The 14,110-nt window shown below is 66.2% G+C and carries 19 protein-coding genes; 7 read left to right on the top strand and 12 right to left on the bottom strand.

Annotated elements, in window-relative coordinates:
* Positions 1 to 2 precede the first annotated feature (2 nt).
* From JJC00_RS18890 to JJC00_RS18865, 6 genes are read left to right on the top strand one after another with little or no spacing between them, the layout of a single operon-like run.
* The gene (locus JJC00_RS18890) at positions 3 to 392 is read left to right on the top strand and encodes a hypothetical protein (protein WP_200467504.1); all 390 of its coding nucleotides are present in this window, start codon (positions 3 to 5) and stop codon (positions 390 to 392) included.
* Positions 389 to 940 carry a hypothetical protein gene (locus tag JJC00_RS18885; protein ID WP_200467503.1) on the top strand — a complete coding sequence of 184 codons (552 nt, stop codon included), beginning with the start codon at positions 389 to 391 and terminating at the stop codon, positions 938 to 940. Before JJC00_RS18890 ends, JJC00_RS18885 begins: the two co-directional genes overlap by 4 nt.
* Positions 941 to 963: 23 nt before the next feature.
* Entirely contained in the window at positions 964 to 1,194 is a 231-nt protein-coding gene (locus tag JJC00_RS18880; RefSeq protein WP_200467502.1) for a hypothetical protein, read from the top strand.
* A 1-nt stretch (position 1,195) separates the two neighbouring features.
* Positions 1,196 to 1,591: a Gp49 family protein gene (locus JJC00_RS18875; RefSeq protein ID WP_200467501.1), complete on the top strand. Its 396-nt coding sequence runs from the start codon at positions 1,196 to 1,198 to the stop codon at positions 1,589 to 1,591.
* Positions 1,588 to 1,917: a hypothetical protein gene (locus tag JJC00_RS18870; RefSeq protein ID WP_200467500.1), complete on the top strand. Its 330-nt coding sequence runs from the start codon at positions 1,588 to 1,590 to the stop codon at positions 1,915 to 1,917. Before JJC00_RS18875 ends, JJC00_RS18870 begins: the two co-directional genes overlap by 4 nt.
* Positions 1,886 to 2,134: a hypothetical protein gene (locus JJC00_RS18865; protein ID WP_200467499.1), complete on the top strand. Its 249-nt coding sequence runs from the start codon at positions 1,886 to 1,888 to the stop codon at positions 2,132 to 2,134. Before JJC00_RS18870 ends, JJC00_RS18865 begins: the two co-directional genes overlap by 32 nt.
* A gap of 18 nt (positions 2,135 to 2,152) precedes the next feature.
* Here the strand turns inward: JJC00_RS18865 and JJC00_RS18860 are convergent, their stop codons facing one another.
* From JJC00_RS18860 to JJC00_RS18840, 5 genes are all read right to left on the bottom strand, one after another.
* A complete protein-coding gene (locus JJC00_RS18860; protein WP_200467498.1) occupies positions 2,153 to 2,389 on the bottom strand; it encodes a hypothetical protein in 237 nt (78 codons plus the stop codon).
* Positions 2,386 to 2,637: a hypothetical protein gene (locus JJC00_RS18855; protein ID WP_200467497.1), complete on the bottom strand. Its 252-nt coding sequence runs from the start codon at positions 2,635 to 2,637 to the stop codon at positions 2,386 to 2,388. Before JJC00_RS18855 ends, JJC00_RS18860 begins: the two co-directional genes overlap by 4 nt.
* Positions 2,600 to 2,980 carry a hypothetical protein gene (locus JJC00_RS18850; protein ID WP_200467496.1) on the bottom strand — a complete coding sequence of 127 codons (381 nt, stop codon included), beginning with the start codon at positions 2,978 to 2,980 and terminating at the stop codon, positions 2,600 to 2,602. The genes JJC00_RS18855 and JJC00_RS18850 overlap by 38 nt, the downstream gene beginning before the upstream one ends.
* Before the next feature lies 1 nt (position 2,981).
* Complete coding sequence (locus tag JJC00_RS18845) at positions 2,982 to 3,980, bottom strand: glycoside hydrolase family 19 protein (protein WP_200467495.1); 999 nt, start codon at positions 3,978 to 3,980, stop codon at positions 2,982 to 2,984.
* Positions 3,981 to 4,192: 212 nt separating this feature from the next.
* Positions 4,193 to 5,068 carry a phage tail protein gene (locus JJC00_RS18840; RefSeq protein ID WP_200467494.1) on the bottom strand — a complete coding sequence of 292 codons (876 nt, stop codon included), beginning with the start codon at positions 5,066 to 5,068 and terminating at the stop codon, positions 4,193 to 4,195.
* 105 nt (positions 5,069 to 5,173) lie between these two features.
* Between JJC00_RS18840 and JJC00_RS18835 the strand changes: the two genes are divergently transcribed.
* Positions 5,174 to 5,383, top strand: coding sequence for a hypothetical protein (locus JJC00_RS18835; protein WP_200467493.1), 210 nt, complete (start codon positions 5,174 to 5,176; stop codon positions 5,381 to 5,383).
* Here the strand turns inward: JJC00_RS18835 and JJC00_RS18830 are convergent.
* Genes JJC00_RS18830 through JJC00_RS18800 form a run of 7 tightly spaced genes read right to left on the bottom strand, consistent with a single transcriptional unit; the run spans position 5,368 to position 14,013 of the window.
* Positions 5,368 to 7,518 carry a hypothetical protein gene (locus JJC00_RS18830; protein ID WP_200467492.1) on the bottom strand — a complete coding sequence of 717 codons (2,151 nt, stop codon included), beginning with the start codon at positions 7,516 to 7,518 and terminating at the stop codon, positions 5,368 to 5,370. The genes JJC00_RS18835 and JJC00_RS18830 overlap by 16 nt on opposite strands.
* Positions 7,518 to 9,542 (bottom strand): hypothetical protein, encoded by a 2,025-nt coding sequence (locus JJC00_RS18825; RefSeq protein WP_200467491.1) that lies wholly within the window; start codon positions 9,540 to 9,542, stop codon positions 7,518 to 7,520. Before JJC00_RS18825 ends, JJC00_RS18830 begins: the two co-directional genes overlap by 1 nt.
* Positions 9,542 to 10,594 carry a tail fiber domain-containing protein gene (locus tag JJC00_RS18820; RefSeq protein ID WP_200467490.1) on the bottom strand — a complete coding sequence of 351 codons (1,053 nt, stop codon included), beginning with the start codon at positions 10,592 to 10,594 and terminating at the stop codon, positions 9,542 to 9,544. Before JJC00_RS18820 ends, JJC00_RS18825 begins: the two co-directional genes overlap by 1 nt.
* Complete coding sequence (locus tag JJC00_RS18815; protein WP_246773847.1) at positions 10,594 to 10,977, bottom strand: GNAT family N-acetyltransferase; 384 nt, start codon at positions 10,975 to 10,977, stop codon at positions 10,594 to 10,596. Before JJC00_RS18815 ends, JJC00_RS18820 begins: the two co-directional genes overlap by 1 nt.
* On the bottom strand, positions 10,974 to 12,575 hold the full coding sequence (locus tag JJC00_RS18810) for a hypothetical protein (protein ID WP_200467489.1): 1,602 nt from the start codon (positions 12,573 to 12,575) through the stop codon (positions 10,974 to 10,976). The genes JJC00_RS18815 and JJC00_RS18810 overlap by 4 nt, the downstream gene beginning before the upstream one ends.
* Positions 12,575 to 13,273 carry a hypothetical protein gene (locus JJC00_RS18805; protein ID WP_200467488.1) on the bottom strand — a complete coding sequence of 233 codons (699 nt, stop codon included), beginning with the start codon at positions 13,271 to 13,273 and terminating at the stop codon, positions 12,575 to 12,577. The genes JJC00_RS18810 and JJC00_RS18805 overlap by 1 nt, the downstream gene beginning before the upstream one ends.
* Positions 13,270 to 14,013, bottom strand: coding sequence for a hypothetical protein (locus tag JJC00_RS18800; protein ID WP_200467487.1), 744 nt, complete (start codon positions 14,011 to 14,013; stop codon positions 13,270 to 13,272). Before JJC00_RS18800 ends, JJC00_RS18805 begins: the two co-directional genes overlap by 4 nt.
* Positions 14,014 to 14,110: the final 97 nt, after the last annotated feature.

Below are 14,110 nucleotides of genomic sequence, written 5' to 3'. Positions count from 1 at the left end.
CCATGACCGCAGTTGCTGCCCGGAAGGCCAAGCCGAAGACTGTCCGCGACCTGTGCCAGGAGCTGCTCGAGCTCGAGCGCGACAATCCCGAGATCTTCGCCCGCATGGACGAGATCAAGACGCTGCTCAAGGCCGAAGCCAACACCGTCGGCAGCTTCCGTGAAACCTTCACCGACAAGGGGCTTGTCGGCTGGGTCTCGGTCTCTCCCAGCAAAGACAAGGAAGTGATCGGCGAGGGTCCGGAGATCATCGTCACCGCCTGGTCACAGCTGAAGCAACCAAAGCGGGACAAGCTGATTTCCGACGGCCTGGTCAAGCTCGTGCCGCTCATCAAGGGCGCGTCCTACGGCCAGGTGCGCACCAAGCTAGACACCCCAGGAGCCACCAAATGATCGAGCCCACCGTCGGCCGGATCGTCCACTACTTCCTCGCTAACGTCCACGACAAGCCGCACGCGGCGGTGCTCGTTGGCGTCAACAGCGAGCGCAACATCAACCTCGCCGTCTTCAACGACGACGGCAGTCACTTCCGGGCCGTTTCGGTGCCGCTCCTGCAGGATCAGGACACGCCTCCGGAGGACGCCCCCTACGCCGCGTGGATGGTCTACCAGAAGGGCCAAGCCGCCAAGACGGAAGCGCTGCAGACGGCCACCGCCGCTCCGCCCAGCTCGGCGCCGGCGGTCGATCTCGCCCCGGTGCACGAAAAGCTCGCGCAGCTCGAAACCAGTATCGCGGCGACGGCCACCAAGGTCACTGCTCCAGCCGTCGACCTCGAGGCAAAATTTGCCGAGCTCGCCGAGTCCAAATTCCAGGAGCTTGGCACCTGGCTCAGCAAGACCATCGGAGATTTCCACAACCGGCTCAACGCCATGGGCGCGCCGCCGGCGCCGCCCGTGCCGCCGATCGGCGAGAACGCGACCCAGCACCCCGTCGGACCGTGATGGCGCGCTACCGGAAAAAGCCCGTGGTCATCGACGCGGTGCAGCTTCCGATCGCCACTGCGCCGGCATGGTTTGCCGATGCAATGGATGACGGCCAAGTCCTGCTTTTCGCCGACGGCACGGCGCGCGTTCCTACCCTCGAGGGCGATATGGCCGCGCAGCCTGGGGACTGGATCATCCGCGGCGTCCAGGGAGAGCTGTATCCCTGCAAGCCGGCCATCTTCGAAAAAACCTACGAGCTCGTGGAGGACTGACATGGAAAGCGAAAGCCTGAAGCTGACCGATGCACAATCCGCCGCTGTCGCAGTCGCGCCGCGCGTCGCACTCGCCGACATCGAGGCTGCGATCGCCGCAACGTACTTCGACACCGCTGATCGCTTTGCGAGCAAGGCTGTCGGGACCTACGCCAAGGACATGCCCGTGGTGGGCACGATCGACGCGCTGCGCCCACTGACGATATGCATCCTGGTGATGCGAAACGGCTTCACCGTCATCGGCAAGGCCGCGCCTGCATCGCCGGAGAACTACAATGTCGAGCTGGGCCGAAAGTACGCCTACGAAGACGCGGTCCGCCAGCTCTGGCCGCTGATGGGCTTCGCGCTGAAGGACCGTCTCGCCAACCTCTCAAGCCAGCACCAGGAGACCACATGAGTTTCAGCGTTTCGTTCTTCGCCCGCGACGTCCACACCGCGCGCAGCAAGCTGCGCGAGGCGTTCGCGCCGGCCGCCGTCAAGGCGCTGGTCGAACTGGCGATCGCCGGCATCCCGCCGCAGACCCAGCCGAACGGCGGCGCCGTCAGCTCCGGTGCGGCGAACCAGTCAGGCGCCTCGGAGGTCAAGCAGGCCAGCACCGGCAACACCCCTTCGCCGCGCCAGCCGCGGCTCTGCGGCATCCTGGTCGAGGCCAGCGGCCACATCGACGAGCATGGCGCACGGTCGGGCCTCAGTGGCTTCCGGGTCGAACCCTACTACGACTAAAACTCCTGTCCGGATCCTGCGCGGCCGCCATCGCGGCCGCGAGGGCTGGATCTCCGGCACGCTCGAGGACCGCGCCGCGCGCGGCGTCACCAAGGCGATCGTGCACGCCGGCGCCGACGTCGAGCTGCTCTCGATCGAGAACCTGCGGGCGGTCGACCAGCTAGACCTTTTCGCAAACAAAAACGCCGCCGGCGCGATCGCCGACGGCGTTGATTAGCTAATCAGTATTGGCTGATCAGTGCAGCGCGCGCCACACCGCCCAGCCGGCGCCGGCGAGCGCGCCCGGCCCGCCCACCCAGGCCGATACCTTGCCGACGAACCAAATGATCGCCTTGGCGCCGAGCAGCAGCTCGTGGATCTCCTGCACTCTTTTTGCCATCGGCTCGAAGAGCTGATCATGGGTGTCGGCACGCGCCTCGAGCGCGGCAAGGCGATCCGCCGTCGTGATCCTCGGCACCGTTGCAATCTTCATCGCGATATTCCCTTTCCGGCATATCCGAACCGCTGGTCACGCAGGCACGCGCGGCCGGCATCGACTTCGTCCGCGGCGTTGATCAGCGCCAGGCGGTTGGCCAGGTAAGCCCCGATCGCGTCGTCTTCCGGATGGTCCTCCGGAACGTCGATCGGCGCGAGGACCTCCTCGCAGGCCTGCGGCTGGTCGACCTTCAGCGGCGCCGGCAGATCAGCCAGGTTGACGCCGGCGCAACAGGCCAGCGGCATCGCCAAGCTTGCAAGCAGCAAGCTTCGCGCCAGCTTTCGCAGGTTTCCGTTTCGCATAGTCGTTCACCTTCTGCTGGAGCGTCGCCTTGTCGGCGTTGAGATCTTTGATGATGGGCCCGTACTTCCGCTCGAGCGCTTCCGCGACCTGGGCGTCGCGTTCGGTGGCGGCCGCGTCGGCCTTGCGCTGCATCTTCGCGATCAACGCTCCAGTGCGGGCGTGCTCGACGGTCACGCCGTAGACGCCTCCTGTAAGCAGCAATGCGATCGCGGCAAGCACCGCCAGGCATGGCTTGCAGCGAAGTAGCCAGGCGCCGACCGAGAGCGCCGTGGTGATTGCAGACATGTCAAACTCCTTCGTTTTGATGTTTCTTCCAGCGCTCCCAAGTGATCAGGGCAAAGGCGCCGACGATGACGATCGCGAGCAGCAGCCAGGGCAGCGATGCGCTCGATAGGAAGGGATGCAGCAGCGTGCCGACGGCGCTCGCATTGTCGGCAGCGTCTCGCGCGGAGCTCGCCACCTCCGAAGCGGTCTGCGACGCCTGGCGCGCCACCTCGCCGGCGCCGATCGCCGTGCCGGCGATGCCGCCCTTGAAGATCTTCGATTGCGTGATCGGAGGCGCTTCTTCCTGGGGCGCGCCGCGCGGCCGCTTGGGCGGCTCCTCGATCCCGTCGAGGGCGTCCTTCCATTTCCGCAGCCAGACCTGGCATTCGTTGACGCCGTTGAGCTTGGAGACCGGGACCTTCTTGGATCCACCGTTCACCAGGCGCCGGACGCCGATCGCGTCGTCGGCCGCCGCCGGCGCCAGGCAGCCCATCGCGACGAATTCGGTCACGGCGACACGGAAGGCAGTCGCCGGATCCTCGAGCTGCTCGGGATTGCTCTCGAGATCGTGGCCGGTCATCTCGCCGATTCGCCGGTGCGCATCGCGGCCGGTCATCTGCAGGTCGCCGTTGCCGCGGTACCGGAAGCCGTCGCCATGGGCGGTATTGCCGAGCTCGCGAGCCTTCTTCGGATTGCCGAGCCCGTAGACCCGTTCGGCCAGGTCGCGCGGGTTGTGGATCAACTGCTGGGCCTCCGCCGGCGTCACCGCGGCGCTGTGGTGGCCCACACCAAACACCTCGAGGATCCGCCCGTGCGTCGAATAGCTCAGATCCTCGCGGCCGATCGTGCCGGCGCCGCATTCGTGGCTGATCTGGGCCATGCAATGCGCCCGCAGCAGCGGCGTATTGAGCCCCTGCTCGGTGAACACGTGCTCGGCCACCGCGGCGATCGCCGCGACCTTGGCGCGGGCAGCCCGCGGCCAGAGACGCGTCAAAGCGTCGCCGAAAGTCGCATCGGTCATGGTGGCCTCACGTTTTATTTGGGAAAATTGCGCCAGCCCGGCTTCACAACCCGGCCGTTAGCTGGCAATCGTATCCGGATGTTTCACCGCCGCGATCTCATCACAGCGCTCTGGGCCATCGCCGCCAGCATCGTGATCATGCTGGTCATGCCCCATCACGAAAAACGCAGCTGCAGCGGTCCTGTCGACCAGTTGTTCGGTGACTGCCGGCGCTAGGCGCCAGCGAAAAGGCAGGCGTTGGTGATGATGGTCGGCTGCACGTTATTGTGAGCACTGCCGCTGCCGGCATTTTGAATGCTGATGCCGGTAGAGCTCGAATTAACCGCCGGGACCGCGCCGAAGCTGCCCGTGCCCTGCGCTGCAATGGAGCCGCCACCACCAGTACCGACATTGACCGTATGACTATGGCCCGGATCATTTACGCCGTGGTTGTGGATCGGCATTTGCGCGGTGGTTAGCGTGTTGCTCTCGAGGCCGCCGGGCGCGCCTAGCGTACTTGCATTCGCCCCGAAATAGCTGGACGTCAGGCGCGAGGCGGCCGAGCCGCCCATGTTGTCCTTGCCGGCGCGCACGCGACCACGCAGGTCCGCAATGCCGAACGTCGTGGACCCGTCGCCGTTGTTATAGAGCGTGTTGCCGGCAGCAATCTCAGTCTGAGCAAAGGCCCATAGAGCGGCGTACGTCGTGCGGCTTAGAGTCTGGCCGTACGCCAGAACGCACAAGGCGGGCGCGGTCGAACCCGTCCAATCGAAGATCTCGCCGACGAACTTGCCGCCCTTCACCATCCCGCCGGCGCTGAATTCAGCAACCTCGGCGCCTGCGATCGACACGCCGATATTGCCGCTGGCGGTCTTGTAAAAGCCGGTCGTTTGGGCGGTGTTGAACGTATAGCTCGGTGCGCCAACGGCGCCGTCGGCCGCCTTTAGCGGGCCAGTCATCGGCGCCGAGCCGTTTCGCGAGAGTCGCGCCGAGAGCGCGGTAGCGACGTCCTCGAGCGGCGGATTGTGCTGGCTCGGCTGGATCGTGGTGCCGGTTACAGCCAGATAGCCGTTCGGGAGCGAATATACGCCGTTTGCGTCATCGGGCATGGGTGGGTTTTCCCCTGGTGGCGGGGGCTCTCGGAGCGAGAACCTTTTAAGAACGGGAGAATCGGGCTAGGAGTCGCGCCCTTGGCCGAAAGGGCGCCCCGTCCGATGCGAATTCAGGTTGTCGCCGCCATCCTGCTGCTCACCGGCATCATCGCCGGCCTGAAGTGGCTGTTGAACGCAGCTCTGATCGGCTGGGGCTTCTGGCCATATGCGGCAATCTGCATCGTGATCACCGGCTCGGCGATCGCCGGCTCCTTTACCTTCGACCGGTACGAGGCGCGCGCCAAGCGGCCGCAGCGTCAGTCGCCGCGGTAGGGCGAGACGTAAATCCGCTTTTTCTTCTGATCATCGAGCAGAGCATTCGCCACGATCGCGGCCGCGAGCGTCCCGCGATCGCCGAGCTTGGATGCCACCGCGGCATTTCCGTCCCGACGGTTCATTGCATCCAAGATTGCCTGGAAGTGCCGATCGCGCTCCGCGCCTTGCGCCGTCACGATGCGCCCGATCTCACCGTATGACCTGGTGGGATCCACGTGGGTGAGCGCCGACCAGGCCGGCTCCGCAATGTAGCGCTTGGCCAATGTCGCCAGCGCACCGGTGATGGTCGAGCTCGGGTTGACGATCGGCAGGTCCTTCGATTCAGCGCCGGGCTTCATCTGCTCGCGCGCCGCGCGCCGGATCTCGGTTTGCGAATTCTGCGACACCTTGTTGTGGGTGTCGCGGAATTTCAGGTTGCGGTCGACGCTGGCCATGAGCTCGTTGGCAGCATCATCGCCGTGCACGATGCCGATCTTGGCGGTATTCCAGCCGCCCTCGCCCTGCAGCGCCTGCTTGAGCGCGACCAGGTCGTTGGCCTTGGTGCCGAGCTGGCGCTCGATATCGCCGCGGCTGCCCTTTCCCAGCGCGATGCGTTCGCCGAGCTCGCGCTGCTCGAATTCGTCCTGGAAGCGCGCCGGCGACGGCGTCGTCTTGCCCTCGCCGAGATACTGGGTCCCGGCCTTCACGGCCTCGGCCCGCTGCGCCAGGCGCGCCGAGACCTCGTTGGCGTGCGCGTAGCCAGGCACCTGGTCCTCGATCGCCTGGTTGAGCTCGAAGCGGAAGCGCTTGAGTGCGCCTTCCTTGTTGCGCAGGGCGCCGGCCTGGACGCCGAGGCCGGGCAGCTCGTGCTCGATGACGTTGTCGAGCTCCTGCTTGACCTTGTGGAGAACTTCGGCGCTGCCCTGGTTGACCCTGATCGTATCGAACAGCGGCTGGTTGTTGGTGTCATGCATCTGCCGGCCGTCGGCGCCGAGCCGCGGAACACGCTGGTCGCGCGTCAGCATCTGCTGCAGGTTCTCCAGCGCGCGGCGCTCGGCGCTGCGCTCGGGCGACGACAGGATCGCGTCCTCGATATTGATCATCAAGGGCGCGGTGCGCACCTGGGGATTGTTCTGGAACGCATGGCCGTAGTTGGCTTCGTCGAGCCTACTGCGGGTGTTGATGATGTTGTTGGTCACCGTCTGCGGATCTTCAGCCGGCCCGAGCGCGTGCTCGACGTCCGACATGATGCGCTGGTTGGTGCCTTTGTCCCGCGCCTCGAGCGCGTTGAAGATCACGTTGCGCCCTTCGTCGGAGTTGAGCGAAGCGCCCTGTGTCTTGCCAAGGAAGGCCGGACCGGCGTCCGCCATCATGGCGTCGGGCCCGAGACGCCTGAGTTCGGCCTGCGCGGCAGCCGGCGTGTCGGCCCTCATCGCATCGACGAGGTGATTGGTCGCGCTGCGGGACATGCCGTCGGCGCGGCCGCGAACAGCGTTTGTGACGGCCTCGACGCCCTTGCCGATCACGCGCGAGGCGCCGGGGATCACCGCGCCGATCGTGGCGCCCCCCAGGCCGCCGACTACGGCATCCCTGGCAACCTGGCCCGGATCGGTCCAGTCGCGGGATTCGAGCGCGCCCGCGATCGTGCCGATGCCGCCGCCGGCGGCATAGGCCCGCAAAGTCTTGATGCCGAGCGAACCGCCCTTCGCGGCCGCGCCGATCGCGCCCATCGGGACCGCCATGCTGCCGACCATGTTCAAGCCGGGGGCGATATACGGGTGCTCTTCCCGGAACGCGTCGGTCCGCCGGCGTTCGCGCTCGAGGTTCGAGGCGTAGTCATTGCCGGCGCCGGTGACGAGATCCTTGAGGCCCATTGGCTGGCCGCCAATGCCGGTCGCGGACGACGCCGCGGCGGCGAAGCGATCGGCCAGGCCGAAGGTCATCCCATTGGCGACAGCGCGGACCAGGTCGTCGGCACTTTCCAGCCAGCCCTTGTCATGGTGCGCCGGCGCCGCGGTCGCGGGCGCCTGAGGCGATGGCGCCTGTGCCGGGAAATTCTGCGCCATGACGCGCTTGATCACGTCGTCGCCGGTCCCCGAAGGAAACTCGATGACGGTGCCGTCCGGAGCTCCGATGCGGATCGGGTCGGCCATTACTCGAGCGCTCCGGTCTGCGGATTGTATTTGCGGATCTTGCCGAGGTTGGCGTCATGACCCGCGGCGAGGCTTGGGTTCGTGCCGCCCTGCTGAAATTCCGGCAGCACGTAGCTCTGCGTCAGATCCTGGCCGGTGACGGGATCCGAAACGTGGTTCTTGTTGTCGTAGTCGGTGATGATCTTCTGCACCGTGACGGGATCGATCTTCTTGCCCTGGCTGATCGCCTGCGCTGTTGCCTCGCGGATTGCGTTGCCGACCGCGATGTTGCGCTGCTCGATCTGGGCCTGAATGCCGAGCAGGCGCTGGTTGCCGGTGACCGACATGTCGAGGCCAGGATTGGCCTTGAGGTAGTTCGACATTTCGAAGTTGGTGACGCGGCTGCCGACGGCGCTCTTGGCCGCGGCGCCCGCCATCGAGCGGTTGAACTTCGTGAGGAACTCCTTGTCGGAGAGCTCCTTCTCGTCAAACACCTTGTCGAGACCCATCGCCGCTGCGCCGGAATTGAGCGCCTTCTGGATCCGCAGCGTCTGCTCGGGTGCGAGGCCGCCGGTGGTACCGCCGTTTTTCTGGATGGCGTCGACGGCGCCCTGCATCGCCGAGATATCTCGCGCACGCGTCTGTGCATCTTCGACGCCGGTCGCGAGGCCCGCGTGCACCTTGCCGAGGCCTTCGGCGAGCTGCTTGTCGTAGGTGGTGCCGGAATTCATGTCGACGTTGTTGGTGATGTTCGTCGCGGCGGCGCGCGCCTTGGCCGTCGACCAGGTCGCATAGTCCATCGGCGCCTGCTGGTCAGCCGACGGCTTGAAGTTGTCGGTATAATATTTGTACTCGCTGACGCTGTTGGGCGTCTTGTCGGCTGCCGAGATCACCGAGATCTTGCCGGCGTTGTCACGCTGGACAAGATTGCCGTCGTCGTCGCGGTAGGGCTTGCCGTAGGCAGACTGACGCTGCAGCGCCACCGTGCGCTGGCCCGTGGTCTGGTTGACGTCCCAGATGTTGCCGTCGGCGTCCGTCACCTGGTTGTGCATCTCGCGCGGCTTCAGCTGCGCGGCCGCGATCGCCGCCATCGATGGCGGCAGGAACGGATTGGACATGGCGCTCACGAGGGCTGCCACGCCAGGCCGCGCCCGCGTTACCGACGCCGGCGGGACAGGCGCTGCGGCGCTGCCGCCCTGGGGCATCGCGCTCATGACGGTCTGCACGCCCGCCGATGGCTGGCCGGGGATGGCGGCGCCCTCTGCCGACTGAGCGTTGACCGGCAACGCCGCGGGATCCGTCACGGCGGCCGGCGCTGGAGCGCCATAGGCCTTGCTGAACCGATCCGCGTAGGCCTGCACCGTCGTGCCAAGCTGATCCCTGGCGTTCGGGTTCGTCATCCCGTGCTCGCCGGCAAACCACGCCTTGGCGGCGCCCTCGGGTCCGTATTTCTGCGCGTATTGCCCGAACTGGCCTTTGAAGACCGCGTCTTGCGCCTCAGGACTGGCGAGGAACTGTTCCGGCGTCATGGCCTGGCCAAGATGGGTCTTGGTCCACTGCGGGACGTTGGCGCCCATGACCTGGTACTTGCCGTAGGCCCGATCCCCGGTCTTGGTGACGGGCCCGAGCAGATCGTACTTGCCGCCGCTCTCGATGCTTGCGATCGCTGCGGCAGCGTCGCCAGGAGGGGCCGGAGCCGCTGCGGACGCGGCTGGTGCACCGGCCGGGGTCGCAGGAAGGCCTCCAGACGGGCTTGCGGCGGCCACCGGTGAGCCGGCTGCGCTCGGGCCACCGAGTGCGGACATGAGCTGGGCAATCGCTCCCTGCCGGGCGGCCGCCTCCTGGTCGTCAGCCTGGCGGGTCTGGTAGGCGCCGAACATCGCCTTGGCCATGCGGTCGACGCCCTGCCAGGGCGAGCGGATCGGGGACGAATCCATGCCCTGGGCCATCATGGCCTCGGCGATCTTGCGCCGGCTCGAGAGCTGACCAGGCGTGAGCTGCTCGCCGCCGGCGCCCCAGACGAAGGGGGTATCGGTGTCCGCCATCAGATTGCTCCCATCGCGGCCTCGGCTCCGCCGAGCCGGGAGTAATCGACCATCTTGAAGCCGCTCGGATGGACCGAGACCGCCTCGGGCAGGAGCTGCTCGACTTCATCGGCCATGACGCCGCGCTCGCCGCGGCCGAAGATCGTGTAGTCGTAGACGGCGAGCCCATTGGGCAGCCGGCCGACCGGCACGATGTCCGATTTCAGGCGGCGATCGGAGAACATCAGAAACGACGTCGCTGGGCTCTTCATGGCGTTGATGCCGGCCGCGCCGAGCGTGCCCCCCAGGCCGAACAGCCCGCCCATGGTGGCGTTATTGGACTGCAGCTGATTGTTGTAGAGCGACATCTGCTGATTGAAGTTGTTGTTGACCAAGCCGGTGTAATCGACGCCGGCGACGTTGGTGGTCGGCGTCGAGGTATAGTTCGGCTGCGAGACCTGGGAGCCCGAAAGCAGCGCCGAGATCTCGTTGATCGGCTGGTTGCGCTCGGTAAGCGCCTCCTGCGCACCCTGACCGCGGCCCGACAGGTACAGCTGGTTATAGGCGTCGTTCTTGCCCTGCTGGAATTGCGTCATCTCCGCATTCCAGGCCTGCGATCCCGGCTGAATGCCTCGGTTCGAAAGCTGCGTCCTGAGCGCGTCTTCCGAGCGCGCGAACTGCGGATCGAGGCGGGCCGCGCCCAGCTGGTCGATCTTGTCCTCGGTCGCGGTATTGAGGTTGAGGTTGGTGCCGAGCAGCGAGCCGATCTTGGCCGATTGGTCGACGCCGATCTGCCCGAGGTTCTTCTTCGTCGTGTTGGTGAGATCGAGCAGCTGCTGCTGCGCGGGCGTCAGCGTCTGCGTCGCCGTGAACTGCGGCACCGTGTACGACTTGCCGTCGGCGCCGGTGAACGTCGAATTGCCGTTCTGGCTATAGGTGAGGTTGCCGTACGGCGTGACCTGGTTGGTCTGGTTCAGCAACTGCTGAGTGATCGCCGTGTTCGTGTTCATGTTGCCCTGCGCAGTCGCAGTGGCAGTCGGGTCCGGTGCGGCCGGAGGCGTGGGGCTGTCCATCAGAACTTCCAGTCCTCTTTGAGGATGCCGAGCACGATCGCGTGCCGGCCCCTCCCGAAGTGGTTGCGTTTCCGGCCTTCGGTCTGAGCGCCAAGCCGCTTTGCGATATCGACCACCCGCTCCTGCTCCGTCGTGATGGAGATCCGCAAGACGCCGAGCTGATCGAAAACGTATCTGCCGACGGCTCGCAGGAAGCCGCGGTGAAATCCCTCGCCGGCGACGGTCACGTGAACGTCGTGGCCTGTGAAGCAGTTGAAGACGACGCCGGCGACGATCTCGCCGTCACGCTCGATCCCCATCGCCGTGAATGGCGGGCAGATGATCGTGCTGCAGCCATCGCCGACGAACTTGGCGACGTCGTCGCCGACCACGATTGCGCTCACGTGACGATATCGCCCTGGTCATAGGTCATATCGACCTGCACGAGCTCGACCTGCGGCGAGACGATCGACCCCGACGTGATCTGCACGCCTGGCGCAACCGAATAGCCGGACCCACCGACGGATTGCCAAGTCTTGAACACGGCCAGGTTCGCCGGCGCGCCCCAGCTGCTCGAGCCCCAAACCGCGGAGCCCCAGACAGAGCCGGTGGGCAAGCCAGCGTCCGCCGGCGCCGTCGGCAGGCTGACCACATAGTCCGCCTGCAGCGAGAGCTGCGGGGTGATTTCCGCGGGCGCCTTGATCACCGCGCGCATCATCAGGCAGGTCTTGAGCGAAGCCGGCGACTTCAGCGGATCAAACAATGAGACGCACGTTGCCGTATAGGGCGTGCCCTGGTCGGCGCCGGTCACCTCACACTCGACGATGGCGCCATTGGTCGAGCCGAAGAACATGCGATCGTTAAACAGCGCCAGGCACCGAGCATCCCAACCAAGCGCCCTGCCCCAGCCCCCGGTCCGGGCATTCGCCCCGAGCACGAATTGCTGCTCGCCGCTGGTCGACGCCGGCGGCACCACCAGCACCAGTTGCTTGGTTGGCCAGAGCTCGGCGGCCCAGCCGCTGTTGCCGCGGGTGCTGACGGTGTCGTTCCAGGCGGTTTCGATCTTGTAGGAGATCGCGATCGGCGAGAGCGCCGCGTAATCGCGCATCACCGCCTGTGACAGCGGCACGAACCCCACATTCGTTGCGATGACCAGGTCACCGCCGGCGGCGATAAGGGCCTTGGGACCAAGCGGCTTGCCGATGCGATAAACGCCGACCTTGTTCCACGTCGACGCCGTCGATGGATCCGTGCCCTGATAGACCGCGCACTCGCCCTCCGTCGTGACGAACACGCACTGTTGCTGCAGGCCGTTGCCGGTCTCGATCGACCAGGTCGCGCCGAACAGCAGCGCGCCACCGAGCTTGAAGACGCCGCCGAGCGGCAGCTGCACCGCCGCGCCGCCGATGCTGTCGGCCGGCAAGTACCAGGCGTTGAGCGTGTTCTTGTCGATGAAGAACAGCCGGCGCGAGAATTCCCAGACATGCGAGAGGTTCGAAGGCGTGAGCCCGGTCCCGGTGATCGCCGGCGTCGTCGAAAAGCTGGTGCCGTCGAAAACCAGCGGCGTATCGGCGCCGTTCACCGCGCGCAGGAATACGCCTCCGGAGGTCGCAAATTGCTGCACCGACCAGGCGGCGCTGGTGGCGCCAGCGGCGGTCACGCCGATAGTGCCGCCGGCGGTAATGTCCCAGATCGCCCCGGCCGTCGCGGCGAAGAGCTTCCGGTTGTTGCCGTTGGCGTACGAGAACAGCGCCGAGACCGTGCCGGATCCGCCACCGGTGACAGTCGCGAACAGCTGGCTGCCGCCGCGCATCCGCACGCCAGTCGCCGTCGGCCACCAATTGTCGAGCTGGTAGGCGCCGTTCACACTGCTGCCGTCGGGCAGCTTCGCGCCAGGCGTTGCAAGGTTCGTGTTCTTGATCCAGCCGCCGACCGGCGCCGGGAAGCTCGATGGCTTCGCGGTCCTCGGCTTCGGCATGGTGGCTGCGGCGGGCCTACGCATCAGCCGAGTGTCCCCGGGTACGGCGCCGATGTGTCGCTCGGATAGCGCTCGGGCCCGACGATCAGCACCTTGGAGCCACGATCCTTGGCGACCTCCTCGGCCAGCGCGATCTCGTAGTTGGTCATGTCCTCGGAATACTCGAGCCGCTTCTGCGCGCGCCATCGCCAGATCAGCGCGAGCTTGAGCAGGCGCTCGGACAGCACGAAGTTGTCGCCGTCGGCCGTGAACGTGGCTTTGCTGCCGGGCTGCCCATCACCGGTCCCGACGATCAGGTTCGAAATGTAATAGTGCCGCGCCGTTTCCGTCGCCGGCAGCGCGGGAAAGAACTGCATCTGGCCGCCCAGGATGATCCAGACGCCGGGAGTGCCGGCCAGATTGATATCCTGCAGCAGCAGCCACTCGTCTTCGTCGACGGCTTTGCGGAAATTCCGCGTCCGCCACATCTGCGAGTGGATGTATCCCTTCTTGAGCATGCGGTCGTAATCGGGCGGCAGATCGAATGCGATGGTCGATCCGTCGCCGGCATAGGTCTTGAGCTTCTTCAGCTTCTGCCAGTCGTAGTACTGCGCGATCGCGCTCGCCGCCTCGGTCGCGAGCTGGCCGAGCTCGAGGCCGAACTGGTCGGTCGAGAACAGGCTGCCCGGCTTGCGGCCAAGCAGCGCGATACCAGCAAGTTGCGCGGCGGCGAGGACGGTCATGCGGCTTCGCTTTCCTCATCGGCGGTGGCGAGCTTGGTGGCGATCTCGATCAGCTTCGCCCGGCCGGCGTTGTGCGCGGCCTTGCCGCCCTGCGCGGTGATGAACGAGCGCAACTCGTCATCGCTGCACTCCTCGAGCGACTTCTCGGTGCCGCCCTCGTCTCCGGCGGCCGCCGGCGCAGGCGTGGCGCGCTTGACGCCCGCGGCCGTAGCCTCGGCGATCGCCAGGCGCTCCTCGAGCAGTGCGATCTTGGCCGCCATTCCGGTGACGTCGGCACTGGAGCCGGCTCGATCGAGATAGGCCTGCGCCTGATTCTTCCATTCGCGGCCGCCCATGCCGAGCGTCTTGAGGTGCGCACCGTCGAGCGCGGCCAGCGCCTCTACGGTATGGATGTTGAGCGCGCGGAGCTCGCGGCGCTTGGCCTCGGTGAGGAACGGCGCCTCGGACAATGGCGTGCCGGCAACGGTTTGCTGGCTCTGGTTTTTGAACTGCAGATATTGGGCGTTGTAGTGCTCGGCATAGGTGATCACATAGCCACCCTCGCGAGTCGCGTTCGGCTCGGCCTCGTGCGCCGGAAATACGGCCCAGCACTTGGTGTCGCCAGGAAAGCGGATCTCGCAAACCTCCATGTCATCGAAGATCGGGCGGCCGGCCTTCTGCGAGGCGGGCTCGTTGAGCACCGGATTGTTGGTGAAGGTGACGACGGGCGGCTTGAACTTGTTGTCGTTCTGGTTGGACACGGTGGTGGTTCCTTTCTGAGAGGGTGCAAGAGACGTTGAAAGCGAGGAAGAAAGAGCCGCCGCGGCGCGGGGGGCATCGCCGCGGCGGCCTCAAGCC

The sequence above is a fragment of the Bradyrhizobium diazoefficiens genome (assembly GCF_016616885.1).
Taxonomy (GTDB): Bacteria; Pseudomonadota; Alphaproteobacteria; order Rhizobiales; family Xanthobacteraceae; genus Bradyrhizobium; species Bradyrhizobium diazoefficiens_F.
Note: the sequence above shows the minus strand (reverse complement) of the source record. Positions and strands in the feature narration are given on the sequence as shown.

Excerpts from the sequence above, each read along its gene's own strand:
- JJC00_RS18890 (WP_200467504.1), top strand. The coding sequence starts at position 3 with ATGACCGCAGTTGCTGCCCGGAAGGCCAAGCCGAAGACTGTCCGCGAC.
- JJC00_RS18885 (WP_200467503.1), top strand. The coding sequence starts at position 389 with ATGATCGAGCCCACCGTCGGCCGGATCGTCCACTACTTCCTCGCTAAC.
- JJC00_RS18875 (WP_200467501.1), top strand. The coding sequence starts at position 1,196 with ATGGAAAGCGAAAGCCTGAAGCTGACCGATGCACAATCCGCCGCTGTC.
- JJC00_RS18870 (WP_200467500.1), top strand. The coding sequence starts at position 1,588 with ATGAGTTTCAGCGTTTCGTTCTTCGCCCGCGACGTCCACACCGCGCGC.
- JJC00_RS18860 (WP_200467498.1), bottom strand. The coding sequence starts at position 2,389 with ATGAAGATTGCAACGGTGCCGAGGATCACGACGGCGGATCGCCTTGCC.
- JJC00_RS18855 (WP_200467497.1), bottom strand. The coding sequence starts at position 2,637 with ATGCCGCTGGCCTGTTGCGCCGGCGTCAACCTGGCTGATCTGCCGGCG.
- JJC00_RS18850 (WP_200467496.1), bottom strand. The coding sequence starts at position 2,980 with ATGTCTGCAATCACCACGGCGCTCTCGGTCGGCGCCTGGCTACTTCGC.
- JJC00_RS18845 (WP_200467495.1), bottom strand. The coding sequence starts at position 3,980 with ATGACCGATGCGACTTTCGGCGACGCTTTGACGCGTCTCTGGCCGCGG.
- JJC00_RS18840 (WP_200467494.1), bottom strand. The coding sequence starts at position 5,068 with ATGCCCGATGACGCAAACGGCGTATATTCGCTCCCGAACGGCTATCTG.
- JJC00_RS18835 (WP_200467493.1), top strand. The coding sequence starts at position 5,174 with ATGCGAATTCAGGTTGTCGCCGCCATCCTGCTGCTCACCGGCATCATC.
- JJC00_RS18830 (WP_200467492.1), bottom strand. The coding sequence starts at position 7,518 with ATGGCCGACCCGATCCGCATCGGAGCTCCGGACGGCACCGTCATCGAG.
- JJC00_RS18825 (WP_200467491.1), bottom strand. The coding sequence starts at position 9,542 with ATGGCGGACACCGATACCCCCTTCGTCTGGGGCGCCGGCGGCGAGCAG.
- JJC00_RS18820 (WP_200467490.1), bottom strand. The coding sequence starts at position 10,594 with ATGGACAGCCCCACGCCTCCGGCCGCACCGGACCCGACTGCCACTGCG.
- JJC00_RS18810 (WP_200467489.1), bottom strand. The coding sequence starts at position 12,575 with ATGCGTAGGCCCGCCGCAGCCACCATGCCGAAGCCGAGGACCGCGAAG.
- JJC00_RS18805 (WP_200467488.1), bottom strand. The coding sequence starts at position 13,273 with ATGACCGTCCTCGCCGCCGCGCAACTTGCTGGTATCGCGCTGCTTGGC.